At 55.6% G+C, this 23,962-nt stretch carries 23 protein-coding genes and 1 CRISPR repeat array; of the genes, 14 read left to right on the forward strand and 9 right to left on the reverse strand.

Annotation, left to right across the window (positions count from 1 at the left end):
- The first annotated feature begins 12 nt into the window (after positions 1-12).
- The 7 genes from MNODULE_RS13275 to MNODULE_RS13305 all read left to right on the forward strand — a co-directional run bounded on the left by MNODULE_RS13275 (position 13) and on the right by MNODULE_RS13305 (position 6,852).
- A complete protein-coding gene (locus tag MNODULE_RS13275; RefSeq protein WP_168060554.1) occupies positions 13-972 on the forward strand; it encodes an ABC transporter ATP-binding protein in 960 nt (319 codons plus the stop codon).
- Positions 972-1,949, forward strand: a complete 978-nt coding sequence (locus MNODULE_RS13280; RefSeq protein WP_168060556.1) for a sigma-54 interaction domain-containing protein — start codon at positions 972-974, stop codon at positions 1,947-1,949. Before MNODULE_RS13275 ends, MNODULE_RS13280 begins: the two co-directional genes overlap by 1 nt.
- Before the next feature lie 234 nt (positions 1,950-2,183).
- Positions 2,184-2,558, forward strand: coding sequence for a response regulator (locus tag MNODULE_RS13285; RefSeq protein ID WP_168060558.1), 375 nt, complete (start codon positions 2,184-2,186; stop codon positions 2,556-2,558).
- 33 nt (positions 2,559-2,591) lie between these two features.
- Positions 2,592-3,815 carry a hypothetical protein gene (locus tag MNODULE_RS13290; protein WP_168060560.1) on the forward strand — a complete coding sequence of 408 codons (1,224 nt, stop codon included), beginning with the start codon at positions 2,592-2,594 and terminating at the stop codon, positions 3,813-3,815.
- Positions 3,812-4,357 (forward strand): QcrA and Rieske domain-containing protein, encoded by a 546-nt coding sequence (locus tag MNODULE_RS13295; protein ID WP_168060561.1) that lies wholly within the window; start codon positions 3,812-3,814, stop codon positions 4,355-4,357. The genes MNODULE_RS13290 and MNODULE_RS13295 overlap by 4 nt, the downstream gene beginning before the upstream one ends.
- Positions 4,330-5,481: a cytochrome b gene (locus MNODULE_RS13300; RefSeq protein ID WP_168060563.1), complete on the forward strand. Its 1,152-nt coding sequence runs from the start codon at positions 4,330-4,332 to the stop codon at positions 5,479-5,481. The genes MNODULE_RS13295 and MNODULE_RS13300 overlap by 28 nt, the downstream gene beginning before the upstream one ends.
- An 18-nt stretch (positions 5,482-5,499) precedes the next feature.
- Positions 5,500-6,852 carry a cytochrome ubiquinol oxidase subunit I gene (locus MNODULE_RS13305; RefSeq protein WP_168060565.1) on the forward strand — a complete coding sequence of 451 codons (1,353 nt, stop codon included), beginning with the start codon at positions 5,500-5,502 and terminating at the stop codon, positions 6,850-6,852.
- A gap of 2 nt (positions 6,853-6,854) precedes the next feature.
- On the opposite strand, the gene MNODULE_RS13310 is transcribed toward MNODULE_RS13305, so the two are convergent.
- The 3 genes from MNODULE_RS13310 to MNODULE_RS13320 form a co-directional block, all read right to left on the reverse strand.
- Complete coding sequence (locus tag MNODULE_RS13310; RefSeq protein ID WP_168060567.1) at positions 6,855-7,298, reverse strand: hypothetical protein; 444 nt, start codon at positions 7,296-7,298, stop codon at positions 6,855-6,857.
- 127 nt (positions 7,299-7,425) lie between these two features.
- A complete protein-coding gene (locus MNODULE_RS13315; RefSeq protein WP_168060569.1) occupies positions 7,426-7,755 on the reverse strand; it encodes a hypothetical protein in 330 nt (109 codons plus the stop codon).
- A 68-nt stretch (positions 7,756-7,823) separates the two neighbouring features.
- Positions 7,824-8,183, reverse strand: a complete 360-nt coding sequence (locus MNODULE_RS13320) for a hypothetical protein (RefSeq protein WP_168060571.1) — start codon at positions 8,181-8,183, stop codon at positions 7,824-7,826.
- Between the two features lie 183 nt (positions 8,184-8,366).
- Here MNODULE_RS13320 and MNODULE_RS13325 point away from each other — a divergent pair, with 183 nt between their 5' ends.
- Genes MNODULE_RS13325 through MNODULE_RS13335 form a run of 3 tightly spaced genes read left to right on the forward strand, consistent with a single transcriptional unit; the run spans position 8,367 to position 10,111 of the window.
- Positions 8,367-8,903 (forward strand): BON domain-containing protein, encoded by a 537-nt coding sequence (locus MNODULE_RS13325; RefSeq protein ID WP_168060573.1) that lies wholly within the window; start codon positions 8,367-8,369, stop codon positions 8,901-8,903.
- Entirely contained in the window at positions 8,900-9,901 is a 1,002-nt protein-coding gene (gene gap / locus MNODULE_RS13330; RefSeq protein ID WP_168060575.1) for a type I glyceraldehyde-3-phosphate dehydrogenase, read from the forward strand. Before MNODULE_RS13325 ends, gap begins: the two co-directional genes overlap by 4 nt.
- Before the next feature lie 18 nt (positions 9,902-9,919).
- Positions 9,920-10,111 carry a hypothetical protein gene (locus MNODULE_RS13335; protein ID WP_168060577.1) on the forward strand — a complete coding sequence of 64 codons (192 nt, stop codon included), beginning with the start codon at positions 9,920-9,922 and terminating at the stop codon, positions 10,109-10,111.
- Positions 10,112-10,362: 251 nt separating this feature from the next.
- A CRISPR array of direct repeats spans positions 10,363-10,767; the repeat unit is 37 nt; unit sequence GCTTCAATGAGGCCGAAGATTTTACTCTTCGGAAAGT.
- A 1,060-nt stretch (positions 10,768-11,827) separates the two neighbouring features.
- Here the strand turns inward: MNODULE_RS13335 and csb2 are convergent.
- The 4 genes from csb2 to cas3g are packed head-to-tail and all read right to left on the reverse strand — an operon-like array spanning position 11,828 to position 18,880.
- Positions 11,828-13,378 (reverse strand): type I-G CRISPR-associated protein Csb2, encoded by a 1,551-nt coding sequence (csb2, locus tag MNODULE_RS13340; RefSeq protein WP_168060579.1) that lies wholly within the window; start codon positions 13,376-13,378, stop codon positions 11,828-11,830.
- Positions 13,375-14,340, reverse strand: a complete 966-nt coding sequence (cas7g, locus tag MNODULE_RS13345; RefSeq protein ID WP_168060581.1) for a type I-G CRISPR-associated RAMP protein Csb1/Cas7g — start codon at positions 14,338-14,340, stop codon at positions 13,375-13,377. Before cas7g ends, csb2 begins: the two co-directional genes overlap by 4 nt.
- Positions 14,341-14,376: 36 nt before the next feature.
- The gene (gene cas8g1, locus MNODULE_RS13350; RefSeq protein ID WP_168060582.1) at positions 14,377-16,443 is read right to left on the reverse strand and encodes a type I-G CRISPR-associated protein Cas8g1/Csx17; all 2,067 of its coding nucleotides are present in this window, start codon (positions 16,441-16,443) and stop codon (positions 14,377-14,379) included.
- Positions 16,436-18,880, reverse strand: a complete 2,445-nt coding sequence (gene cas3g / locus MNODULE_RS13355) for a type I-G CRISPR-associated helicase/endonuclease Cas3g (RefSeq protein WP_202882209.1) — start codon at positions 18,878-18,880, stop codon at positions 16,436-16,438. Before cas3g ends, cas8g1 begins: the two co-directional genes overlap by 8 nt.
- Before the next feature lie 627 nt (positions 18,881-19,507).
- Here cas3g and MNODULE_RS13360 point away from each other — a divergent pair.
- The gene (locus MNODULE_RS13360) at positions 19,508-19,735 is read left to right on the forward strand and encodes an AbrB/MazE/SpoVT family DNA-binding domain-containing protein (protein ID WP_168060584.1); all 228 of its coding nucleotides are present in this window, start codon (positions 19,508-19,510) and stop codon (positions 19,733-19,735) included.
- Between the two features lie 2 nt (positions 19,736-19,737).
- Positions 19,738-20,133, forward strand: coding sequence for a type II toxin-antitoxin system death-on-curing family toxin (locus tag MNODULE_RS13365; RefSeq protein ID WP_168060586.1), 396 nt, complete (start codon positions 19,738-19,740; stop codon positions 20,131-20,133).
- Here the strand turns inward: MNODULE_RS13365 and MNODULE_RS13370 are convergent.
- The gene (locus MNODULE_RS13370; protein ID WP_168060588.1) at positions 20,130-21,161 is read right to left on the reverse strand and encodes a helix-turn-helix transcriptional regulator; all 1,032 of its coding nucleotides are present in this window, start codon (positions 21,159-21,161) and stop codon (positions 20,130-20,132) included. The genes MNODULE_RS13365 and MNODULE_RS13370 overlap by 4 nt on opposite strands.
- Positions 21,162-21,329: 168 nt before the next feature.
- On the opposite strand from MNODULE_RS13370, the gene MNODULE_RS13375 reads away from it, so the two are divergent.
- The gene (locus tag MNODULE_RS13375; RefSeq protein ID WP_168060590.1) at positions 21,330-21,665 is read left to right on the forward strand and encodes a hypothetical protein; all 336 of its coding nucleotides are present in this window, start codon (positions 21,330-21,332) and stop codon (positions 21,663-21,665) included.
- A gap of 4 nt (positions 21,666-21,669) precedes the next feature.
- On the opposite strand, the gene MNODULE_RS13380 is transcribed toward MNODULE_RS13375, so the two are convergent.
- Positions 21,670-22,875 carry an NAD(P)/FAD-dependent oxidoreductase gene (locus MNODULE_RS13380; RefSeq protein WP_168060592.1) on the reverse strand — a complete coding sequence of 402 codons (1,206 nt, stop codon included), beginning with the start codon at positions 22,873-22,875 and terminating at the stop codon, positions 21,670-21,672.
- 535 nt (positions 22,876-23,410) lie between these two features.
- Between MNODULE_RS13380 and MNODULE_RS13385 the strand changes: the two genes are divergently transcribed.
- Positions 23,411-23,941: a type II secretion system protein gene (locus MNODULE_RS13385; protein WP_320412473.1), complete on the forward strand. Its 531-nt coding sequence runs from the start codon at positions 23,411-23,413 to the stop codon at positions 23,939-23,941.
- The last annotated feature ends 21 nt before the right edge of the window (positions 23,942-23,962 follow it).

The following is a 23,962-nucleotide window of genomic DNA, read 5'->3' on the forward strand; positions in this document are numbered from 1 at the left end:
CACCTTAAAATTATGCTGCTCGAAGTCAAACGACTCAAAAAATATTTCCCGATCCACAAGGGGGGATTGTTCAAACGGCAGGAAGGGGTTCACCCCGCCGTGGACGGGGTCGATTTGCTCCTCCGGAAGGGGGAAACCGTCGGCCTGGTCGGCGAAAGCGGCTCGGGCAAGAGCACGCTGGCCCGATCGATCCTCCGTCTGACCGAGCCGACCTCGGGAGAGGTCTACTTCAACGGAACAAACCTCTTGACCCTTCCGAAGGAGGAAATGCGGCGGATGCGCCAGAAGTTGCAGATCATCTTTCAAGACCCTTACGCCTCCCTCAATCCGCGGATGACCATTTTGGACATCGTCGCGGAACCGCTCGACATCCACTTCTCCATTTCACGGGAGGAGCGGCGGGAGCGGGTGGCGTCGATCCTCCAAAGGGTCGGGCTCGGGCCGTCCATTTTGAACCGCTACCCCCATGAATTCTCGGGAGGGCAGCGGCAGCGGATCGGGATCGCGCGGGCGATGATCCTCCACCCCGAGCTGGTGGTCGCGGATGAGCCGGTCTCCGCCCTCGACGTCTCGGTCCAGGCGCAGGTGATGGAGCTGCTCGCCGACCTTCAGGAGACCTTCGGCCTCTCTTATCTCTTCATCGCGCACGATCTCTCTTTGGTGGAGAGTTTCGCCGACCGGACCGCCGTCATGTACTTGGGGATCATCGTGGAGCTGGCCAAAAGCGAGGTCCTCTACAAACATCCCCTTCACCCCTACACCCGGGAGCTGCTCTCGGCCGTCCCGGTCCCCGATCCCCGCTTTCGGAAAAAACAGGAGCGGCCCGGCGCGCCGGAGACCCCCTTCAGGCCGCATTGCGATCACCGTCCGGAAGAAGCGCCCCGGCTGATCGAAGCGGAGCCGGAGCATTTTGTCGCGTGCCATCTGAGGACCGCCGAGATCAATCGGCGGTCGAGAGAAGGATTTCATTGATGATAGAAGAAAAGAACGATCGAATGGAAGGAGCATTCTCCATGAAAGAGATCATCGGTAAAAGCGAGCCGATGATGGAAGTGTTCAAGATGATCCGGCTCGCCGCGGAAACCGACCTCTCCGTCATGGTCATCGGAGAGAGCGGCACGGGGAAAGAATTGGTCGCGCGCGCCATTCACAATGCCAGCGTCCGCCGAAAAGGCCCCTTTATTCCGGTGAATATCGGCGCGCTGACCCCCGATCTGGTCTCGAACGAGCTCTTCGGGCATGAGCGGGGGGCCTTCACCGGAGCGCATGCGCAGGCCTCGGGCGCTTTCGAGCGCGCCGACGGCGGGACCCTCTTCCTCGATGAGATCGGGACGATGGATCAGAAAACGCAGGTCACCCTGCTGCGGGCGATCGAAGACAAAGCCTTCTATCGGGTGGGAGGAAAAGATCTGATCCATGTCGATGTCCGCATCCTCTGCGCCACGAATGAAGATCTGCAGGCGGCCGTTCAGAAAGAGACCTTCCGAAAAGACCTCTATTTTCGTCTGGAAGGGTTCATCATCCGCCTGCCGTCGCTCCAAGAGCGCAAGGAAGATATCCCGCTCCTGGCCCGCGAGTTCCTGCACGAGTACAATGAAAAATACAAAAAGAGCATCACCGAGTTTTCCACCGAGGCGCTCGACCTCTTCGTCAATTATCCCTGGCCGGGGAATGTCCGCGAGTTAAAGAACGTCATCCAGCGCGCGGTGCTGCTGACCCCCCGCAACGTCATCATTCCCGAGTACCTTCCCCGGCGGTTCCAGTTAAAGAGCGTTCCCAACAATAAAATCGTCTTCGACGTGGGGACCTCCCTGGGAGACGCGGAGAAGACCCTCATCATCCGCACGCTGAAAGACCGGAAGGGGAACAAAACGGCGACGGCGAAAATTCTCGGGATCAGCCGCAGATCGCTTTATAACAAGATCCAGCAGTTGAATATCAAAGTCTGAGACCCTTCGGCCCCCTCTGAAACACCCTTCTCTTTTTCATGCGTAAATTCTACACCATCCTCCCGTCGAGAAAGGGGGGATGAGCAGTTATTTCACGACTCTTTTCCAAAGGATCGTCCCTCTCTCCTCCGTTTCTCTTTCCGCCCCCTTAATATAGATCGGAGACCCCTCTGCCGGAAGGGGTACGGATATTGCTTTTCCACAATCCCAATAGATTATTTGAGGAGAGGGGCCATGCATCAAAAAAATCTGATGGTGTTGGATCAAGGTTACGACGGGCTCGATCGATTCACCTATCTCGGCGCAACCTATAACATTGTGCTTATTCACGAGGCGGCGGACGCCCTCTCTTTCATCAAGAGACTTCCGGTCGATGTCGTTCTGCTGAAAGACCAAATGTCGGGGATGGACGCCCTGGAGTTTTTGATGAATCTGCAAGACCTCCGGCCGTCGGCCACGGCGGTGGTCCTCTGCAGAGAGCGCGCCCCCCTCTCCTTTCCGGAGATGCCGAACGTCTGCTTTTTGAAAGAGCCGATCAGCAGCGGCGAGCTCTACCGGTTCCTGACGGAATTGGAATCCTCTCCCCGACATTCGCAGAGCACCCTTTGAACGGCGCGCCCGGCGCGGCAAGAAAGAAGACCGATGCCTGAAAGTGACCTTCTCCTTCCTCCGATTCAATTCCCGGTCCTCGGCAACAGCGGGGCGATCGGATTATTCAGCCTGCTCCACATCGCGCTGGCCGGACTGACGGTGGGGTTTATCGTCCTCGCCCCGGTCTTCGAATATTTTGGGATACGGGACCCTTTCTACACCCGGCTCGGCCGGTCGCTGGTCCGGTTTGTCGCGGTGGTCTTCAGCGTCAGCGCCGTCTTCGCCGTCGTCATGGTCGAGCTGTTCATCGGGCTTTTTCCGGTGTCGACGGTCTATATCTTCCGCCTTTTCAAACCCGCCGTCTACATCGCGATCGGCGTCTTTCTGCTTCACATCTGGTTTTTTTATACTTACTGGTATCGATGGGAAAAAACGAGGGAAAAGAGTATTCCACGGCATATCGCTCTGGGGGCCGCCGCCGCCGTTTTGATTCTGATCTGGGGGGGTCTCCTCGACGGGATCGGCTCGTACATGTTAACGCCGGGCGAGGGGGACATGGGGGGCCCGGGGACCTCCGATTTCGTTCGGCTCACCTTTCTGACGAACCCGACCTGGGCGCCGTTGGCGCTCCATCGCTTCCTCGGCGTCCTGATCATTTCCTTCTACGCGATCGCCCTGTACGGCGGCTTGCAGCTGCTCTGGAGAAAACCCAAAGGGGAAGAAGAGGCCTACTATACGCGGGTCATGCACTTGGGGATGGTGATCGGAACCGGCCTGCTCCTGATTCAGCCGATCGCGGGGATGCTCTATTCGTTTCAGATCCGGCGGGCCAATCCGCGGGCGTACGAGCGGATTCTCTTCGAGCTGGAGTGGCTGCTGCGGATCCAGTTTCTCTTGATCGGACTTCTTTTCTACTTGAGCAACCAATTTTTTGCGCAGATCTCCTCCCATCCCCGGCGCTCCCGCGTTCTGATCGGAACGCTCCTTCTGGCGGCTTTCTTCATGGTCCTCGCCGCGCAGCAGGTCTGGATTCGGCGGGGACTGACCCTGGTCCTGATCTTGATTACGCTTTACCATCTCCGCCACGTTCCCCTCCGGGAAACGCCGCAGCATCGCCGGGGACCGTGGCTCGCGATCTCGGTCGGCTTTTGCGCCGTGGCGACCTTTCTGGTGATGGGGGTGATTCGGGAGCAGGCCCGGCGGCCGTATACGGTGTATGGAGAGATCCGTCTTGAAGATGAAAAACAACCGGCATCGGAGCTCGCACAACGATGAATCAGACAACGGAAGAGCCGATCGGACGGCGGCATTTCATGGAACGGGCGATCCTGGGCATCTTCGGCGCTTTGGGCCTGATGCTCTCGGCGCCGATCATCGGCTACATCCTCTCGCCGATCTTCCGCGTCCGGGAGAACCTCGCCCAATCGACGCGGTGGGCGCCGATCGCCTCCCTGGCGGAAATGGAGTCGATCGGAGATCTCCCCCGGATGTTTCAGGTCCCCTATTTCGTGAAAGAGGGATGGCGGACGCGGGAGACCTCGCGGCCGGTCTTCGCGGTGAAGAAAGGGGGAAAGTTGGCCCTCTTCTCCTCTTTTTGCACCCATCTCGGCTGCCCGACCGCATGGGACGAGGCGAAGCGGATGATCATCTGCCCCTGCCACGGCGGACTCTATAACAACTTCGGGGAGGTGATCGGCGGCCCCCCGCCCCGGAACCTGGCGGAGATGGAATACAAGGTGGAGAACGGGCTGGTCTATCTGAAAGACCCGGCGAACGTTTACGAGGTCGGATGGAAAGATCCGAGGAGGCCGGCTTGAGACACGGCATGAGACAATCGCTCCGGGATTGGTTCGACGAGCGGGTGGGGCTCGATATTTTCGAGCGGATGCTTCAGAAGCCGCTCCCGAAGCGGGGGGCCTGGTTTTATACCCTCGGGAGCGCCACCTTGTCTTTGATCACGATCCAGTTCGTCACCGGCGCCTTCTTGATGTTCTACTACGTCCCAGACGGGGAATACGCCGAGCAGTCGATCCGGTACATCACGGAGCAGGTGAGCTACGGCTGGTATCTGCGGAGCATGCACCGCTGGTCGGCGAACCTCCTCTTCGTCGTGATCGGACTCCACATGTTCCGCGTCTTCGTGAGCGGCTCGTTCAAGCGGCCGCGGGAGATGACCTGGGTCATCGGCGCGCTGATCTTTTTGACGGTGATCGGCATCGGCTTGACCGGCGGGCTTTTGCCGTGGGACGACAACGCCCATTGGATCGGAACGGTCTTCGGGAACACCCTCTCCTATTTCCCGTTGGTCGGCCCTTTTCTTCGCAGCGCGCTCCTGGGGGGAGAACATGTCGGCACCCTCACGCTGACCCGGTTCTACGCCCTGCATGTTTGGGTTCTCCCGCTGGTGCTCGGAATTTTGATTACATTGCACCTCTACCTGATCCGGAAGCACGGCCTCTTCGGGTCGGTCATCGAGTACCGCGATCAGATCGCGGCGCTGAAGGCGAAGGGGGTCCCGCGGGAATCGATCATCGTGACGAAAATGACCCCCGACGAGACGGAGCCTTTTTATCCCGCCCAGGTTTTCCGCGACTCGATCGTCGCCTTCGGCCTGATCACCGCCGTTTCGCTTTTTTCGATCCTCTTCCCCTTCTCCCCTTATCGGGGCGAAGAGCCGCCGCCGACCGAGATCATTCCCCGGCCGGAGTGGTTTTTCTGGTCGGTGGACGAGTGGCTGATGTTCTTTCCGGGGCGGTTGATCCCGATCGGGCTGATTCTCGTCACCCTCTTTTTTCTTTTTCTCCCCCTCATTCCGTTTGTCGAGCGCCACCCGGAGGTCAGCCCCATCCGAAGGCCGGTCCCGACGATCATCGGAACGTGGGTCTATCTTTTTATCATCGTCCTCGCCCTGATGGCGGGGGCGCGGATTCTCAACTACTGACGCAACAGGGGAATCGGGATGGAGGAATCGTTACTCGCAAGCCGATTGGCGATCGCAATCACCGCGTCGCTGCACTCTCTCTTCGCCACCTTCATCGTCGGGGGGATGCTCTTGGGCGCCACGGCCGAATCGGTCGGGGTGCTCACCCGCGAGCCGCGCTACGAGCGGCTCTCCCATTCGATCGCCCGCACCCTCGTGCTGATGAGCGCGACGGTGGCCTTTTTGGGGGTGGTCCTCGTTTTCTTGCTGACGATCCTCTGGCCGGCCTTCTGGACCCTTCTTTTTCGGATCATGTTCTGGCCGCTGATCTTCGAGGCGTCGATGTTCTTGGGGGAGGCCGCCTGTCTCTATCCCTGGTATTACAGCTGGGGAAAATGGCCGCGGAAAACCCATCTGTTCGTCGCCTGGCTGGGGGCGACCTTCGGGGTGATCGCGATGGTGATGATCGACATCGTCGGCTCTTTCATGCTGACCCCCGGCCCGGTCGAGCCGTTTTTCAAACGGGCCATCAACCCGACGATGGTTCAACTGACCCTTCATCGCTTCGCCGGAAATCTGTCGTGGTTTGGCTTCGGCATCGCCGCGCTTTCGGCCATCCGTTATTTGCGGACGAAAGATCCGGAAGAGCGGGCCTATCATGAATGGGTCGGCGCCTTTTCGGTGATTGTCGGGTTCGGATTTCTTCTTCTGATGCCGATCATCGGGTTTTCCTATCTGAAAGCGGTCCGCTTCGCCTCCGAGGGGGCGTTCAGCCGGCTGATGCTCGGCGAGAAATCGTGGATCTTCGTTCTCCAGGTCCTCCTGATCAACGTTCTCTTTATCGCCGGAACCTGGTACATGTTCCGGATGGCCTACTTTCGGTACAAAGAAAACCCCCATTTCAAGCGGTACCGTCTGATCACCTTCATCGTGATGGGAATCGCGGCGATCGTTTTCGTGATGCCTTACCAGGTCCGCTACATCCCCTTCGCCGAGTATTTCACCTCGGCCGAGGTCAATCCCTGGGGAAAGATGCAGCCGCATAAATACATTGCGATGGGGGTCCTGATCGGATTGGGAATCCTCAACTACGGCTTCTATCTCAGCGCCCTGCGCTTCAAGACGGAGTGGGGGGGAGGAGGGCGTTTCCCTCAAGCGCTTCTGATCATCCTCGGCCTCTTTACGATCTTCTCGATGATCAACATGGGTTATGCCCGGGAGAACGCGCGGTATCCCTATCTGATCTACGGCAAAATGACGATGGAAGATGAAAGAGAAATCGGCTTGGGAGGGGGCCGTTCGACGCGCGAAGCTCCCGACCGCCAAAGAAAGAGCCCCGACGATCGGAATGATCCGAACCCTCGGGGCTCTGAAGAAATGAGGAGACGCTGAGATTACCCGGCCGGCGGCTCCATCGGTCCCCCTTGCTCTTGGGGGGTCACCTCGACCGCGTTGAGGACCACGACCAGGTCGATCTGGTCTCCCTCTTCGATTTGATCCAGCTGGCCTCTCGCCCCTTCCTCGACGGTAAAGATATTCACCATCCCTTCCGGGGTCCGCACGGCAATCAATCCGGTCGCCGGATCGATATCGAGCACCTCTCCCGAAACCGTTCCTCGCGTCGGGATCATCGGCGTTCCGCCGGGGGCCATCCCTTCTTGCGATTCCATTCCCGGCTGCTCCGATTCCATCCCCGGATCGGGCTGTTGTTGATTCAGATCACGCCCCGGTTGACCCTGCTGCTCATCCGGCTGCGCCATCTGCGCAGAGGAGGTGACCGGCCCCATGATCAGCATTCCCATCATTAAAAAACCAAATAAGACGACGAATCTTTTCATCAAATCTCTCCTTTATCGGCAAGTGCGAACCCCGGCGCCCGCTCTGTGCATTCGGGGTCGCCGGGGTTCGTTTAATAGAGTCGTTGCCCGTTCTCTCTCTCCTTCATCGGAAGGGACAACAAACCGATCACCGGGTCATCGGCTGCTGCGGCGATCCTCCCTGCGTTCCTTGCTGGGGGGTCGCCCGAAGGACCATCACCAAATCGACCTGGTCTCCTTTTTTGATCTGATTGAGCTGCTCTTTTGCTTCTTCCTCAACCGTGAAACGGTTGGTCACCCCTTCCTCGGTTTGGATCTCGATCATCCCGGTTTGCGGATTGATATTCACCACCTCGCCGGAAAGTCTCCCCTCCGAGAGGATCACCCCGCTGCCGCCGCCGGGAGCCGCCCCTCTCCCCTCTTCAAATTGATTCGAGGGTTTTTGCTCCATTTCTGCATGAGACAGGACCGGTCCCATGAGGAACATTCCTATCATTAATCCAAATAGGACGAAGAATCCTTTTTTCATCACAATACCTCCCTTGCTTACCTTACAAGTAAAAAGCCCGACGGCCTTCCGTTACCGGCCGACAGGTTCGATTGAAACAATCGATGTGGTTCACTTTCTTGATGATCGGTCCGAGTCAGACCTTGGCCGATCATTCCCGTTCGCGGATCGGCATATGCCGCCGCGAAGCGCGTCGTCCGCTCTTCTTCAACAACCGATCGACGCTCCCATTGAGCGCTCCCGCTCGGCCGGGTCGCTTCGATCGCGCTTCGGCTCCCTTTTTTATCTTGCTGCGCGTGCCGGACTTGAGCCAAGGCGGTGAGCGCCATGACCAAAAAGAATGTGATGGCGAATAAAGTCCCAAAAGCTGGAAGATATTTCCTGATCATCCTCAACATTTTCATCTCCATAGGATTCGCGATATACCGTGTCTGGTTGAGCTTCGTCCGGACAGATGTCATATGCCTATTGATAGTATGAGCAAGAAAAGTGCCTTTTTAAAAGAGCGCGGAGCTTTTCTATTCGATTAAAAATGAAATCATTCAGGCGCCTCGATTTCTCTTTGTAAAAAGCTTGCACAGATGACCGAGGCGATTGCGAAAGAACGGTGGTTTTTATACATTCCGGATCACATCACCCGCGGATCTCCCGGAAGCGATCGGGCGGGTAAAGCGGAGAGCCCCTTGGACTTCCTCCCTTTGCATGGCATCGTCCGCCGTTGCGACGATGCCTGGTACAAATATTGCTCCGATATCAATCATGATATTTCTCATCGTTCGATCCATTTGAGTCTCATTTTGAGTCTCATCGGCGGCGATGATCGAAATCGATTTCATCGGGAGCGAAGGATGGTTCCGGAGAAAAAAGAGGGGTTCCTCTCGACAGACGATCGGGAGATCGGGGGACGCGTCTTAAGCAGCCTCAAGCGCAGCGCCGTGACGGAGTTCCCGCCCGACCTTCGGATCGCCGTCTCCGCCGGGGTGGTCCGTCTGGAAGGGTCTGTCTCCCTGCTCGCCGAAAAAGCGATGATCGAAGACGCCGTCCGCTTTACCGAAGGGGTCTTGGCGGTCGAGAACGCGCTTCGGATCGTCCCCTGCTCCGCAAGGAGGTCTTCATGAGACGGATTGCAATCAACGGATTCGGCCGGATCGGCCGCGCCTTTTTAAGAATCGCCCTTCAAAGAGAAGAGAAAGATCTGGAGGTCGTCGCCGTGAACGACATCTCCGATCCGGAGAGCCTCGCCTACGCGTTTAAATTCGATTCGGTTCACGGAAAATGGAAACATCCCTTCGAGGTGGAGCGGAACCATTTTGTCGCGGATGGGAAGAAAATTGCCGTGCTCAACGAGGCCGATCCCTCCCGTCTTCCCTGGAAAGAGTGGGACGTGGAAGGGGTGGTCGAATGCTCCGGGAAATTTACGAACCGCGAAGGGGCCTTGAAACATCTGCAAGCCGGCGCGCGGAAGGTGCTTGTTTCCGCCCCCGCCCGCGACGCCGATCTGACGATCACGATGGGGGTCAACGAGGATCGGTACGACCCCCGGCGCCATCACATCGTGTCGAACGCCTCCTGCACGACCAACTGCATCGCCCCCGTCGCCAAGGTGCTGAACGACGCCTTTACGATCGAGCATGCCCTGATGAACACGGTCCACGCCTATACTTCTTCCCAGGTCCTCCTCGACCGCCCGAAGAAAAAAGACAAACGAAGAGGCCGGGCCGCGGCCCTCTCCCTCATCCCGACCACCACCGGCGCGGCGATCGCGGCGACCCAGGCCCTTCCGGAGCTGGCGGGGAAAATCGACGGGATGGCGATTCGCGCCCCGATCCCGGACGTTTCGATCCTCGATCTGGTGGCCCAGACGCGGGAGCCGGTCGATGTGGAGAAGGTCGTCGAGGCCTTCCGGAAGGCGGAGCAGAACCCGCGCCTCGCCCCGATTTTGCAAGTTTCCGAAGAGGAGCTGGTCTCGATCGACTACATCGGCTCCCCCTACTCCGCCGTGATCGACGCGCCGTCGACGATGGTCGTCGGCGAGCACCTGCTCCGGGTTTTGGCCTGGTACGACAACGAATGGGGCTTCTCGAACCGCCTTGTCGATGTGACGAAACTTTTATAGCCCGAAGGAGAGAACGCGATGATTCTGAAAGCGATGCCGAACGCGAAGTGCAGGAAGAAAGAGCCCGAGCGAGAGACCTCCTGCCTCAATCGGGGCGGGGGACGCTACTTCATCATCCACCGGGTCAGCCAGTTCTCAAAGCGAAACCCGAAGAAAGAGATGCAGAAGCGGCTGAAGGAAATTGACCGGCTGGAAAGATACAGAGGATGATATACGGCGCCGGCCCGAAGGCGGGCCGGCCGTCGATGGTTTGTGTCCCCCGCCTCATCGAAGGGGTTCCATCCGAAATCCATCCGGAGGATGGACGCAACGGATTAACCTTCCCCCCACTTACATTGATATAGTGCCGTCAAAAGTATTCACGCCTTAGGGGGGCATCAAAGATCAAATCATATGCTACCCGTAAGCAAATGCGCTTCGGAAACGCGCTATTTCCGAACCATTTCGCGGATGCTTCGTCAGCTTCAATGAGGCCGAAGATTTTACTCTTCGGAAAGTGGCGCCGACCCAGCCTGGATCGAAGACCTATCTGGTGCTTCAATGAGGCCGAAGATTTTACTCTTCGGAAAGTTCATGTCTGACCTGTTCGGAATCCTCGCCAAACACGAGCTTCAATGAGGCCGAAGATTTTACTCTTCGGAAAGTCGAGCAAACCCAAAACTATGCCGAAGTCCCGGACATGCTTCAATAGGGCCAAAGATTTTACTCTTCGGAAAGTGCTGGACAAGATCACGATTTTGGAAATGAGAATCACGCTTCAATGAGGCCGAAGACTTTACTCTTCGGAAAGGCCGTTGGGATGGTCGAGCTCTCCCCGGCTCTTTCGAGGCTTCAATAAGGCCGAAGATTTTACTCTTCGGAAAGATTCTGAAATTCAGAAACGGCCACATTTTCAGAACGAGCTTCAATTAAGCCGAAGATTTTAGAGAGGCCCTACGTCCCGGTCCCCGCACCATCAACATCACTTCAATGAGGCCGAAGATTTTACTCTTCGGAAAGTTGGTCCGCCTGAATCTGCTTATCATGTTCCTCGCAGACTCTTCAATAAGGCCGAAGACTTTACCCTTCGGAAAGGGAAGTAGAGCCACCGCGTCTTTCGCGCGAACCACTCTCTTCAATAAGGCCGAAGATTTTACTCTTCGGAAAATGCTGGTATGCCGATCTTCGGGCCTGGGGCCTGGGGCTTCAATGAGGCCGAAGGTTTTATTCTTCGGGAAGTTCCTACCCTCCTCTCCGCCCTCGAAGCGGCTCAGCGGGCTTCAATAAGGCCGAAGATTTTACTCTTCGGAAAGTATCTTGGCGTTGATCAGGCTCTCGGCCATTCCCGCGCTTCAATGAGGCCGAAGACTTTAGTCTTCGGAAAGGACCCGTATCCGAAATTCAGATAATTGTCGTTGTCCCACTCGCTTCAATAAGGCCAAAGATTTTACTCTTCGGAAAGGATACCCAAAAGGGCAACCGCCTTTAAAACTCTCCTGTGCTTCAATAAGGCCGAAGATTTTACTCTTCGGAAAGCGCGGCCTGCTTAAAAGCGTTGACCTTGATCGTGTCGCTTCAATAGGGCCGAAGATTTTACTCTTCGGAAAGCACCGCGTGCTGCTCTTTCAACCTATCCAGAAACCGCTTCAATGAGGCCGAAGATTTTACTCTTCGGAAAGAGGAGCTTACCGGGTCGGACATTTCCGTGGAGCTGACGCTTCAATGAGGCCGAAGATTTTACTCTTCGGAAAGCGACCATCACCTTGTCCACGTTCCAGAGCGTCCCCTTACTTCAATGAGGCCGAATATCCCAAACGGGGACAATAGGTAAACTCGTTCAGCATCCGCACGGGGAGGAGCGGCAGGTCGGCAGGCGGATCTGTAGCGTTGTTCATAGAAAAGCTCCTTTTCGGTTGTCAAAGAGCAATTAAATAAGGAATGAGGCGACTACTCTTTAATCGCGATGAACTGGCCCAGACCGAAGTGACATCCATAACCCAGGGCAATCGGGCCGGGGACCTCAATGGGGAATTCAATTCTGAACCCATATCCTCGTGGATCGGCGAGCCTGCCTTCACCCTTTGTTCTGATCCGCCGGAACTCAAGCCAACGGATCTTTTTATTCAACACGGTGGTATGATCCACCGGGTCAATTCTAATGGGCTCCGGCAACCCTCGGCGGGTCAGATCTAATCGCAGTTGAGATTCTGGAGAATCCTTTCCATTCTTCTTCGGATGGCGTGTGAGCAGATAAGGAGTTGCTGAAACCCAAACTTTCGATCGAGCTAATTGAGGCGCTTGACCTTTCCGTTCATCAAATCCGCCATAGTCTTCTACATGGCCAAGACCTATAAGGACGGTGAAGATGTCATGTTCCAGAGGACCCCACAGCTTGTCGAGTCTGTACAAAGCGATCTGCGCCCTTTGATCGAATCCGGTTGAGGAGTAGACGTTAATATGGTCGAGCTTCCGATCGCCATCTTCATCCGTGGGGAGGTAAAAGGCATGAACATGATTTTTGGTTAGGGCCGTACCATCTTTCCCTTTGCCGGAGAAAACTGGCAACGCATGTTCATCGTCACCGAGCCCTTTTGATCTAGACATGAGCGCCTGGCGTATTCGCTCGCCAATAAACAGACTGTCCGTCAGTTGAGGAAGGACGGAGCCTGCAAGCGCGTATCTGGCCACGGTCGGGTTATGGATTTCTTTCATCATCGGCCTCCGTTGGTAGACGACCTGAAATGCATCATCCGGACGGCTGTAATCAACCCATCTGCTTCCCGGAGGGAATGACCAGCCTTGTTTTTGCAAGTCGCTTGTTTCAGCGTGAAGCGCACCCCATAGATCGGTTGGGGCAGCAGAAAGTGTGTCCTTTTTACTTCTGTTCTTTTTTTTGGTAGCGAGTTCCGGGCCAATGGGTTGAATGCTGAAATGAGTCAACCAGACTGAATACTCCTCTGGTGTCAGTACAGCCATGGTTCGAACCCGCTCTCCTTCTACTTTCTCGCCGTTTTCGATCTGTTCGCAGTTCGAGACCCCGTCCCACTTGTCTGAGACCTCGATGCTGACCCAGCTTTCCGCGCGGCCCAGGCAACCGAGACCGGAGGTTAATCGTTGAAGGAGGAGTAACTGATCTTGTTCCAGTGTGACCGAGGGCCAGATCACTGAAACCGGATCATCGGGCAGGATTGAAATAAAAGCATCAAAGATTTTCGTTTTGTCCCGGCCAAGCGGATCTCTCTGCGGCATGAAGTGCCGCGTGTGCCCCAGTGTGGCTTTTGGAAGATGAAACAAAGGAAGCGCTGTTAAGTTTTCAACAATGTTGCGAACGGCAGGTTCGGGAATATCGGTTGAAAACTTTCGATGCCAGGCGGCAATGAGCCCTCTCAAAATCCGCCAGGGAGACGGCGGCCATTCGATCGCTCCCTCATTAACATGCCGACCCCACGGGGTCGCGTGATATCGGCCGGCTATGAACCGGATATTTAAGGTGATCATCCATTGCCCCCGTTAAAAGAGACGGTTGTGACCGCCGGGCTCGCAAATCTGCCTTCGCCGGCGACTGCCATGATAAGCGGAGGCAATGCAGCCTCTAAGTTCTGCAAAGATGGAATTTCAAAGTTTTCCGGACGTTTTACTGTGGTCTTGACGACTTCCAGATCGCAAGCCGTTCTGAGGCGCAATCCTTCTTTTAAAAATTTCTGGATCTTAAATAAGGCAACGGCGACCAATAACTGTTCGGCGTTTTCCCCCAGGCCATATCCTCGGATCTGGGCAATATCGAGGTTGAAAAAAGCGGTGATCTCCTTTGCGGTAAACTCATTTCGATGAAAAGGGACATGGCCGAACCCTTTTTTCGTATCGCCTTGTGGATTGACCCGGTCCATTTTGACCCCACCGCTTGCAGCGACGTACACCTGTTTTGCTTCGATAAAAGCCGAGAGGCTCCTGGCTAAGCGGAGTCTTCCCCCCGCTAATTCACTCTTTGCTAAAAAGACGCCATGCAACAAGGCATTCAGGTCATATTTCATTAGGATGGCGGCCAAGAGTTTGAGGTCGACCGGCCTTTCTTCAAATGCTCCTAATTCTGCCTTTAGCTTTTTGAAAAAAGTCTTATCGGTGCCCTCCAGAATGTAAGGGGAATTCAGTCGATGAGACTCCAGCAAGGAATTCGTGATAACCTTTCCGTTCTCCTTGACCACGATATATGGGATCCCTTTAAGGGTAGCGGTAAGATCGCTGTTCGTTTCGTCCCAGCAGATGTTTTCTAACCGGTTCGCCATGCTTTGTGCCGATTCGACCAAGAGCATCGATGTGTCATTGTGCAAGGTGAATGTCGCCGCACCCAAATCGGGAAAGCCCGTTGGTTGAAAGCGGGTCCCCTGGATTGGCTGAAGTTCGACTTCGATAAGGAGGCGGGGCGTGTCTTGAAGAGACTTAAGATCCAATTTTGAGGCCATGGTGTTCTCCTTTCATGTGAGTAAGAATATTAAGTTCTATCTTTGTGCCGGCTCGGACACTTTTAAAATTCGTTTAACGAGGCGGTAAATATCTGATCTGGAAATTGGAAAGATCAATGCTGCTGCAATGCGTTGAGTTTTTTTGCTCGGCTCTGTAATAAGGTTTACTAAGGGATGAAACCCGCTGCCTGTGAGACGTTGGGCTGCCAGCTTTGAGGCTGCGGCTGCATCCCCTGAGGCTGCTCTCGTCAGAATCGCTGTATTGAGCGGAATCGGTGTATCCTTTAAAGGCTCATGCAGACATGTCAATTTCAGGAGATCATAGAGCAGGGGCGTAACCCTGCCCTCAATGCGATGACTGGCTGCGGTTGTGCCTTTTGGCCAGTCAATGAGAGAGAGTCCCCATAGAAGTTTCTCAAGCCGTGAATCATCGACATCAACAGAAATAAAGGCCGCAATTTCTCCCAGGCCCGCTCGGTATTTTCCATCCAGGGACTCAGCATCCAAACATCGCCGAAGTAGAGCGGCCGTAAGATTATTAACGAGCGATCCATCTCTCCAGACCACATGCGGAGGATTCTTTTGATCAAGCCAACTTACTTTACCAGGTCGGACTTCGACCGGTTCTAAATTCTTCCGGATTCCCATCGAGGCCAGCGCTAAAGCGAGGTGAAATTCGGCTTTTTCTCTCCCATTGTCTAATGCTTCAATCCACTCTTCGGAAAGAAGAATCGGTTTGGCAAACGCTTCTTCTCGAAATCGAGGTGATCCCGCCAAGGCCCTCTCTGCCTGCCCCAGTGCAATCACGATCTCCGTCATTTGGGCGGGCCCTCCGGGTTTGCAGAAGTTCATGATCGCTTCTTCGACGGCGCGAAATGTTCGTTTTATCCGTTCGGGGGCGGTGTTTCCCATCGCTTTATGCCTGAACGAATCGATCCAGGACCCGACCTGATCCAGCAAATTTGCCTTAGGACGGGCTTTGGCCCTCCAACGCCCCAGAGGGGTTGCAAAATAAGCGAGACCGTTTCTCTCCTGAAAGCCGTAGCGAAGAAATTCATTGATGCCGCGATCCGTTCCCAGCATTGCCAATGCCTGGGCGAAGTCGACACTATTTTTAGCAGGGCGCCGTCCCGCTTGCGCCCTTCCCTCAGAAAAAAGGGTGATCACTTCAGAGAGCAATGAAGGGGATTCCCATAAGGGGATCCAGAGTTCACCGCGGGAAGTTTCATCTGCCGTGCTGGCAGTGCCATATCCAACGCCGGCCGCTCGTGTGCTGAAGGGATAACCCAACTCTACGGTGGTGCCGGCCCGAAGACGCTTTGTTGCCGCAGCCGCAAAGAGCAACGCACCTTCGATCATGAGAATGAAATCCCAAGGATTGATCAGTGATTTTGAGGAAAAACCTACTGACGAATTTGCCCCTCCCGCTGCGCCCGGATAAAATTGCCCAATCGGTTTGTCAGCTAAAAGCTTCTGTACAGGCTCGTTGAAAAGAGCGCCGGAGAGCCATGACCGGGAAAAAGCGGTCGGCGTACCCATTCCGATATCGAAAATGTCGATCAAGCGCTGCATGAAATTATTCGTGAATTCCAACCGCCCGTCGTTACCACCGGTTCCGAGGAGAGGTGGATATTTCGCTTCATGTTCCGTCAGGATATACGCCGCATCCAGCCAGGCGACTGCTTTATCCGGGAAATGATTTCGGCATTGACGTAAAAGGAGTTGCTTTTGCTCGCCACTCGATTTTTCGGACAACCCAAGTGATTCGATTAAGTTTTGAGCGATAGAAATCGTTTGCCGGTAATCGGAGAATCGTTGAGCCGGAGAAGTACATAGGGCATCGATTCCCTCTTTTTTGTCTTTCGGATAAAATCCACTTCCCCCATTCCACGGGGCGACAATGGGCGTTGGCGGATAATCCTGCAAAAAGAACTGCTCCAGTTTTTCTCGATCAAGGCTCGATCGGAGAATAAACTCATCTTGTTTCCATCCGCCACGGACATTTGGGTCAGCCTGTTCTCCCAAGAGCCGTAATACCCCGAGGGCCTTGAGATAGTTGGCCAGCGGTTCCGGTCTACATCCAGAAAGTATCAGATCATTCATTGATCTCCTCTTCCTTTTGGGTTCCTCTCCAATCGGCCACACGAACGAGGGTTTCCATCCAGGCTAATCTAAAAGGCCCGTATTCATCCCGCAATCTAAGTGTTCGCTCCAACCAGCTGGCCCCATGCGGGCCCTCACCCATTCCCATATAAGCGAGTGTCAGAATCAATTTCTGACTCTGAATTTTGTCTCCAAGGTCGACCGCCGGAAGCTCATCTCCTTCCCAGACGCCGCGGGCGAAGGGCCGACCATCACCAGATGCTCTTTCACCAGGAAGGGAGCGGATCGAAAGACGCACCTTGCCGTGATGGGCTGCTGCAAGGTACGCGGCGAGATCGGATTCCTTGTGTTGCAAAAGTGCCAAAGCCGAGGCAAGTTCATGACGGAAATGGGGGCGTTGATATGCTCCCCCTTTATGGGCCGATTTTGCCCATGGGGGCTGGGCTCCGCCTAAATCGTCGCTTGGTAAGGGAGTCGGCAGCATCATTTGGAATACTTCATGGGCTTTTCCGATATCGTGCCATCGAGCCGCCTTGGAGAGGTCGTCCCACGGGACATCGGGTAGAGAACTAAAAAGTATTTTCCTGAAGGCATTGAGCGCTTCAGCAACATCTTTTGCATGCTCCGTCAGGGTGACGTAACGGCCTATAAAGGTCCGCCGGTTATCGTCGTAAGCGTCCAGCGGAGTGGCGTCTGGAGGAGGTGGAAGAGCCGTGACCAGATCGTTCTCGTCTCCAGTCCAGCCAAGCTCTTCCGAATAGCCGCCGGAACCGATGTCCATGCGAATGGTAAGGCCGGGCCAGACGGATCTATCCGTAACGGGAACCCACTCTTGATCTAAACTATTCCATCGGGAGGCTGGCTTCTTCCTTTTTAGAAAGATTCTGAAACTTTTAATTGAAACCGAACAGAGTTCTTCGTCTCGGGGTGCACTTTCCGAATTTTTATCAACTAATGCTCGCCAATAGACCTGAACATCATTGTTCTCGGTTTCACGAATGTAACGGGATACGTCAATGTCATTCCCCGCCAGATCGGGGGTGGTGTCAAAAAGTTCGATCAAATCTTTTTTCCGGAGCATATGGGCGGGCGGAGCCGGGAAAGGATCGCTGAATCCAGAGACTGCTTGAGGTCCCCCATCCGTTAACTGCGTCAGTTGTTTTCTCGCCCAGTCCAGCGGAGTGGTCTCATAGGGTTGAGCCGCCTCTTTATTTGGCTCATTTTCACCTTTTTTGTTGACGATCAGCGTTTCGAGGTCTATCCAAAAGATGCGGGCAGGATGATCTTCGTTGTATTCTCCGTATCGATTGCACCGCCCAAACCGTTGAACGAGTGACGACCAGGGGGCCAGTTCCGTAAAGAGCGTTTGGGCGGAGAGATCGATGCCTGCCTCAATGGCCTGAGTGGCCACAATGATACGGCCTTGTGGAGGGCTTTCTTTTAGACGTGCTTGAATCTTTTTCCGTTCGGCGGAGCGGAAACGGGAATGAATGAGAAGAAGGTCTGGTGGTTGGGAAGCGCTTCGCAAGAGTTCTTGTAGTGCTTTGAATACTTCCTGGGCGCGATTGACACGATTTACAATGACCAGGCTGAACGACTCGGTCTTGTGCTTCTGCACCACTTCTTTTGCTAAAGTCTCCGCATAGTCATCTGCTGCTTCCGCGCGCCAAATCGTCTGCGCCTTGGTCAGAGATTTTCTGGCATTCGTGCGTTTAGATACTTCTTGATGCTGCTTATCTTGGTCATTCAACGAGAGCGTTTGGAGACGAGCGGCCTGTTCCAGAAAATCGACTGTGGCAAGTCCTTCTTTTTTCAGTGTGGCGGACATCCAGAGCGAATGAACTGCTCCATAGGTGCCGAGCTTTTCCCGAAACGCCTGAAGCTGAGCGGTTGTCGGAAGTCCCGCTCCCATCAGCTGCACTTCGTCGAAGGTCCAAAGACAGTCGTTATTGAGAAGGGAAAAATGCATTGGCCATCGATAGCGGCTCATTGCATAGCCCCGGTTTAATGCGCGCGATAGCAGCTGGTCTTGAGTGCCGATCAGGATTGCATCCGCTTCCGGATGGGCGTCCCAGTCCAGAGCGATTTCACCGCCCATAAGAAGGTGGACCGAAACTTTCCCGTCACCGGGGTTACCAAGCAGGTTTAATTCATTCAGCCAACCCTTTGCGTTCTCGTAGGTTTGTTCAACCAATACACGCATGGGCAGGCAGTAAACAAGGCGGCGCGGTGTGGCATTTTGGATCGCTCTATCCTGATGAAACCTCCGCCTCCATAACCATCCTAAGATAGTCGTTGCCGTTTTCCCCAAGCCTGTCGGTATATCGACTAATTGAGGAAGGGAATCATCCATTGCGAAGCGGATTTGATATGGATAGGGTTCATGTGTTGTAATTCTTTTGAACCAATTTATGAACTCGATATGGGGTTTATTCACTTAATGTCCTCTGTTGGGTATAGAGTTGTGATGAAATAAATGGGGCCGCGGCAAATGGCCGCGCAACCTCCGCCATCCCTTCAACCGCCTCCACGCACTCCCGTAGCGTCAGCTTGAGCGCCTGCCTCCGTTGGGCCCGCGGCTCCCTTCCCAGGTCGTCAAACGCCAGTCGATGTCATCCCTCTCTTCACTCATCGGACTTCTATTCCTCCAAAATCCATCGCAAGTGTTGGATGTCGCCGATACTGCGCGGCCCGCCGCAATATTCGAACGTCAATTCTATACTGGATCGTCTCCTGCTGAGTTTGACTTAAACGAATAAGCCATTTTCAAAAAACTTGCAACCAGATCAAGATGTCAGTCTTTTCTTTAACTTCATAAGCGCGATCCTACCATGCCCCTTTGACATCCCAGGTCACAAATTCTCTTCACCCTCAAAAAAATTTTATCTCCTGCCTCTTTAATTCTTTCCAGAAAGAATCGGGGCAGGAATGCCCCTCCCACCTGGAGAAGGAAAGATGGACAAGAATGCCTCCTACTATTTAGATTCGATTCCTCCCTTGACCTCCCAAAAAAGAGGTAATACAATGGAGATACATTGAATAAACTTTGTCATGGAGGCTCAACATGATCAAACGCTTGACCAAACACGGCAACAGCCTGGCGCTGGTGATCGACCGTCCGGTACTCGACCTTTTGGAGATCGATGATCAAACCCCGCTCTCGGTGACGACCGACGGGAAGTGCCTGATTATCGCTCCGGCTCCGGATGAAAAGCGCCGTCAATCATTTCAGAGCGCGCTGAAGAAGGTGAACAAACGTTATGGCCGCGCTCTTAAGAAATTGGCCGAGTGAAAATGGAGCCGATCTTTCTCACCTTGGAAGAGGTGATCGAAATCCATGCCGACCAGATCACCCATTACGGGGGAACCGCCGGCATCCGGGACATGATGCTCTTGCAATCGGCCGTGGCGATGCCCCAGGCCGGATTCGGAGATCAGTATCTTCATACAGATCTCTTCGAAATGGCGGCAGGCTACCTTTTCCACATTGTTCAAAACCATCCCTTCGTTGACGGCAACAAACGGGTCGGCGCGACGGCGGCTTTGGTGTTTCTGGAACTCAATCAGGTCGATCTTAAAATCACCAATACCGCTTTGGTTCAGCTTGTTCTCGATGTTGCGCAGGGTCGGGCCGGCAAAGCAGCCGTCGCCGAGTTCTTCAGGAAAAAGCCCATACGGAATGAAGACTAAATTTCTCTCTTCTTCGCCGATGCGGTTTTTGCCACGGCATTGATCTTCCCCTTCTGATACTTCCCCGCCACCTTCCACGCCTCATTCTCCACCATCCGTCTTAATCTCACCGGCGCGGTCACCTCCACCTGCGCTCCGAACCCCATCACCCACTGCATCAGCTCGGGGGTAATCGCCACGCGAAGGTCCAGTTGAATTTTTCCGCCGCGAAGCGGCGTGATCTTCTGGCTCCGATGCCACCGCCGCTCCCGCACCCAGAGGGCCGCCTTCTTTTCGAAAAGGAGGGAAACATCCTCCGCCTCCCCCCGGTAGACCCCGAAGGCGTCTTTGAAATAATCGTCGATGGAGAAGTAGAAGGGGATCTGAAACGGCCGGCCGGTCACCTGAAGCGAGGCGATCCGGTCGATAACAAAGGTGCGGGTGTCTTTTCGTTCATGACAGTAACCGATGAGGTAGAGCGTTCCGCCGTAGTGCCAGAGACGATATGGATTGACGGCTCTCGTTGCGGGACGGCCGGTCCGCAAGGGGGTGTAGCGGATCTCGATTGTTTTTCCGGTCTCGATCGCCCGCCGGATCGGATCGATCCGGGAGCGGTGCGCCTTGTAAACTTTGTACGGCGGCATCCCGATCTGAATCGTCTGCTGAAGCAGGGCGAGATAATCTTTGCTTTTGGCGGGAAGGTTCGCTTTGATTTTTTGGGTGAGGCCCTGGATCGCGTCGGCGAGGAAGGTCCCTTCCAGCGGCGCCATCATCTGCATCCCGCATTGGAGGGCGTAAAGCTCCGTGCCGGTGAGGGGAAGGGGGGCGCGCTTGTAAGCGTCGTCAAGCTTCCAAACGCTCTTGCCGTTCTCCCGCTCGGCGTAGATCGGAAACCCGACGAGCCCCAGGACGTCGAGGTCCCGCCGGAGCGTCCGCTCATGGCAGGTTTCGGAGAGGGCGTCGGAGATCTGCCGAAGGGTCACCCGCCCGTTCGACTCCAACAGCTTGAGGATCGTCCATTGGCGGATCGGCTGATCGGCGCGCGGCATGGGATCTCCCGCAGGGAAGAGTGGGCAATGGCGGCATGGTATCGAAACGGATTTAAAAAGGCAACCGGAAATTCCGGAGTTCAGGGAAGGCCTCCGCCCCGGTCGGCTTGAATCGTCTCTCCGGAAAATCTTACAATAAAGAAGAAGGTTCTTCGGAAGGAGTATTGCATGAATGCATGGATGAAGGTGAAGGAGGATATCACCCGGAAGATGCGGGGGGAAATTCCCCACGTCAAACGGCGGCCGGGATCGGTCTCCGAGAAAGCGGACCACTTGGCGCAGATCGGAAAGCTGCGCTACCAGATTTTTTTGTTCGAACAGAAGGCGGAGAAAAATTTCTCCGAGATCGGCGAGCGGCTCTTCGAGCTCGCCGAGGCGAACGGCGCGAAGAACCCGCTCTCCGATCCGACGATCAAGAAAAAACTGGCGGATGCGAAAAAGATCGAACGAAAGCTCAAATCACTCCACGACAAAATGGCCCAGCTCCGCGAAAGAGCCGCGTAGCCGGTCAGATATGCAGCCCCTCCGGAACCATCGCTCCTCTCTCGAAGCGATCCCCCGCGAGAGGGGCGAGATCGAGCGTCCGATACCGTCCTTCGACGATCAACTCCGCCAGCGCCTGGCCGGCGGCGTACGACTGCATCACCCCCCGGCCTGAAAAAGAGTGGGCCTCGAAAACCCCCGCCGGGCCGGCCGCGCCGATGATGGCGCTTTTGTCGGGGGAGACCTCATAGAGCCCGGCCCACCCGCTCACATACTTCAACTTTTCAAACCGGCTCCCCCGCTCCCAGAGCCGGGGCCAGATCTCCCGCAAAAAGAAGTCGTACCCCTCGTCCTCGAAACGATACCCTTTCGGCTCGGTCGGAACCGAATATCCCGCCAAAAGGTTATTCGCCTCGGCATGGAAGTAAAGACCGGTCGTATCGACGATCATTCCGAAGGGGGTCAGATCGACCTCCCGGCTGTGGGCGACGGAGACCTGGCGCCGGACCGGAGCGGAAGGGATCTCTTTTCCATAAAGCCGGGCGAGCCGGGGCGCCCACGGCCCGGCCGCGTTCACCACGATGCGCGCCGAGATCGTTTGGGCCGCGCTCCCCTCCGGGAGGGTCCCCTCTGTGAGGAAGGGCGTCACCTCTTCTTGAGATCGGATCTCGCGCAGGAGGACGCTGTCGATCCGCCCCTGCGCCATGGCAATCCGCTCCACGGCATGGCGGTCGATCCAGGCGACCCCCCGCTCCGACGCGATCCGGCGATAATGCAGTTTTAAGAGATTCGGGTTGATCAGGCCGTCGCGGGGGGAAAAGGTCGCCGCCGCCACCCCTTCCAGCCGATCGAGGAAAGGGTATCGGGCTTGAACTTCGGACGGGGTCCACTCCTCCACCGGAACCCCCAACCGCCGCTGCGCCGCCAGCCGCTCGGCGGCCCACCGCCACTGCGCCGCATTGTAGAGCCAGAGGTAACCTTTCTGTTGAAACCCGACCTCGGCCGCCACCGTCTCGTAATAGGCGATCGATCGCCTCCCCAATTCAATATTGATCGGCTGCTCCCAGGTGGCGCGGACCCCGCCGGCATTCCGCTCGGTCGAGCCCCACGTCCCGGAGAGGTCGATATCGACCACGCCGATCCGGCCGCCCCCCCGCTCCGAGAGGGCCATTGCAACGCTGCTCCCGATAATCCCGCCGCCGATGATGAGGATATCGAACGATCGCTCCAAAGCGCTCTCCCGATGAATCTGATCTGCTTCCCGTCTCCGACCATTATATCCAAATTCGGTCGGATCACCAATCGAGGGGGAGAAACCTCAACGGCACCGCACTTGCACCTTACAAGGAAACCGATCGGCGCGAGAGTGCTCCCGGTCACAAAGAAGAAGGACAACAGCCCCTCTCACCGGGAAGCTTCCCGCAGCGCGTGTTGAATCTTTGAACCGGGTTGTAAACGTTTCGCACTTTTTTTCATTTTGGCCCACTTGCACTCCTCCGGGAGCGCAGGGAAGCCCAAGGGGAGCCCCCCCACCGGATCCCCCCCAAGTCCGGCTGTTCGTTCAACGAACCCGGGGGGGTCTCTCCTTGCAAGTCTTAAATAAGAAATAAATCCTCTTCCCTCACGGCTCCCCCCCAGCGCCTCGCCTGTTCTCTCCTTCATCCCTTGACCTTTTAAAACGATCCGCTATAATCTCAATCGCATCGGATGGAAACCGATCCGGCGTGGGATCGGGTTGAAAACCCAAGGAGGCAAGGACCGCTCTGATTTCTTTTCTACACCCTGATCGTGAGCCGCGGAAGGGCCGTCAGGCCGGGTTCTCCCTGCTGGAGTTGATGATCACCATCGTCATCATCTTCGTCCTTGCGATGATGGCGCTTCCCCTTTCAAAAAATATCGCCAAGCGGGCCAAAGAGACGGAGCTGAAACAACGCCTCCAGATCCTCCGGAAAGCGATCGACGATTTCAATCGCGACTGGAACCGGGACGGGGACAACCTTCTGGGGGAGCTCTGCAAGCAGAACAAGCTCACCTGCAAAGAGGTGAGCAGCCCCTTCGGATACCCCAAGAAATTGGAGCTCCTCCTCGGAGTGGAGCTGACGGGAGAGGTCGAGACGACCACCCGGCGCTATCTACGAAAGCCCCTTCCCGATCCGATGACCGAATCGGGCGAGTGGGGATTGCGCTGTTATACCGATCCCCCCGATTCCGAGACCTGGTGCGAAGACGATATCTATGATGTCTATACCACAAGCGAAGAGACCGCCCTCGATGAAACCAAATACCGCGACTGGTAACGGGCGGGAGCGCCGACGGGC

Origin of the sequence: Candidatus Manganitrophus noduliformans, assembly GCF_012184425.1 — a bacterium.
In the GTDB taxonomy this organism is placed as follows: Bacteria; Nitrospirota; Nitrospiria; order SBBL01; family Manganitrophaceae; genus Manganitrophus; species Manganitrophus noduliformans.

Excerpts from the sequence above, each read along its gene's own strand:
- MNODULE_RS13275 (WP_168060554.1), top strand. The coding sequence starts at position 13 with ATGCTGCTCGAAGTCAAACGACTCAAAAAATATTTCCCGATCCACAAG.
- MNODULE_RS13280 (WP_168060556.1), top strand. The coding sequence starts at position 972 with ATGATAGAAGAAAAGAACGATCGAATGGAAGGAGCATTCTCCATGAAA.
- MNODULE_RS13285 (WP_168060558.1), top strand. The coding sequence starts at position 2,184 with ATGCATCAAAAAAATCTGATGGTGTTGGATCAAGGTTACGACGGGCTC.
- MNODULE_RS13290 (WP_168060560.1), top strand. The coding sequence starts at position 2,592 with ATGCCTGAAAGTGACCTTCTCCTTCCTCCGATTCAATTCCCGGTCCTC.
- MNODULE_RS13295 (WP_168060561.1), top strand. The coding sequence starts at position 3,812 with ATGAATCAGACAACGGAAGAGCCGATCGGACGGCGGCATTTCATGGAA.
- MNODULE_RS13300 (WP_168060563.1), top strand. The coding sequence starts at position 4,330 with ATGGAAAGATCCGAGGAGGCCGGCTTGAGACACGGCATGAGACAATCG.
- MNODULE_RS13305 (WP_168060565.1), top strand. The coding sequence starts at position 5,500 with ATGGAGGAATCGTTACTCGCAAGCCGATTGGCGATCGCAATCACCGCG.
- MNODULE_RS13310 (WP_168060567.1), bottom strand. The coding sequence starts at position 7,298 with ATGAAAAGATTCGTCGTCTTATTTGGTTTTTTAATGATGGGAATGCTG.
- MNODULE_RS13315 (WP_168060569.1), bottom strand. The coding sequence starts at position 7,755 with ATGGGACCGGTCCTGTCTCATGCAGAAATGGAGCAAAAACCCTCGAAT.
- MNODULE_RS13320 (WP_168060571.1), bottom strand. The coding sequence starts at position 8,183 with ATGTTGAGGATGATCAGGAAATATCTTCCAGCTTTTGGGACTTTATTC.
- MNODULE_RS13325 (WP_168060573.1), top strand. The coding sequence starts at position 8,367 with ATGACCGAGGCGATTGCGAAAGAACGGTGGTTTTTATACATTCCGGAT.
- gap (WP_168060575.1), top strand. The coding sequence starts at position 8,900 with ATGAGACGGATTGCAATCAACGGATTCGGCCGGATCGGCCGCGCCTTT.
- MNODULE_RS13335 (WP_168060577.1), top strand. The coding sequence starts at position 9,920 with ATGATTCTGAAAGCGATGCCGAACGCGAAGTGCAGGAAGAAAGAGCCC.
- csb2 (WP_168060579.1), bottom strand. The coding sequence starts at position 13,378 with ATGATCACCTTAAATATCCGGTTCATAGCCGGCCGATATCACGCGACC.
- cas7g (WP_168060581.1), bottom strand. The coding sequence starts at position 14,340 with ATGGCCTCAAAATTGGATCTTAAGTCTCTTCAAGACACGCCCCGCCTC.
- cas8g1 (WP_168060582.1), bottom strand. The coding sequence starts at position 16,443 with ATGAATGATCTGATACTTTCTGGATGTAGACCGGAACCGCTGGCCAAC.
- MNODULE_RS13360 (WP_168060584.1), top strand. The coding sequence starts at position 19,508 with ATGATCAAACGCTTGACCAAACACGGCAACAGCCTGGCGCTGGTGATC.
- MNODULE_RS13365 (WP_168060586.1), top strand. The coding sequence starts at position 19,738 with ATGGAGCCGATCTTTCTCACCTTGGAAGAGGTGATCGAAATCCATGCC.
- MNODULE_RS13370 (WP_168060588.1), bottom strand. The coding sequence starts at position 21,161 with ATGCCGCGCGCCGATCAGCCGATCCGCCAATGGACGATCCTCAAGCTG.
- MNODULE_RS13375 (WP_168060590.1), top strand. The coding sequence starts at position 21,330 with ATGAATGCATGGATGAAGGTGAAGGAGGATATCACCCGGAAGATGCGG.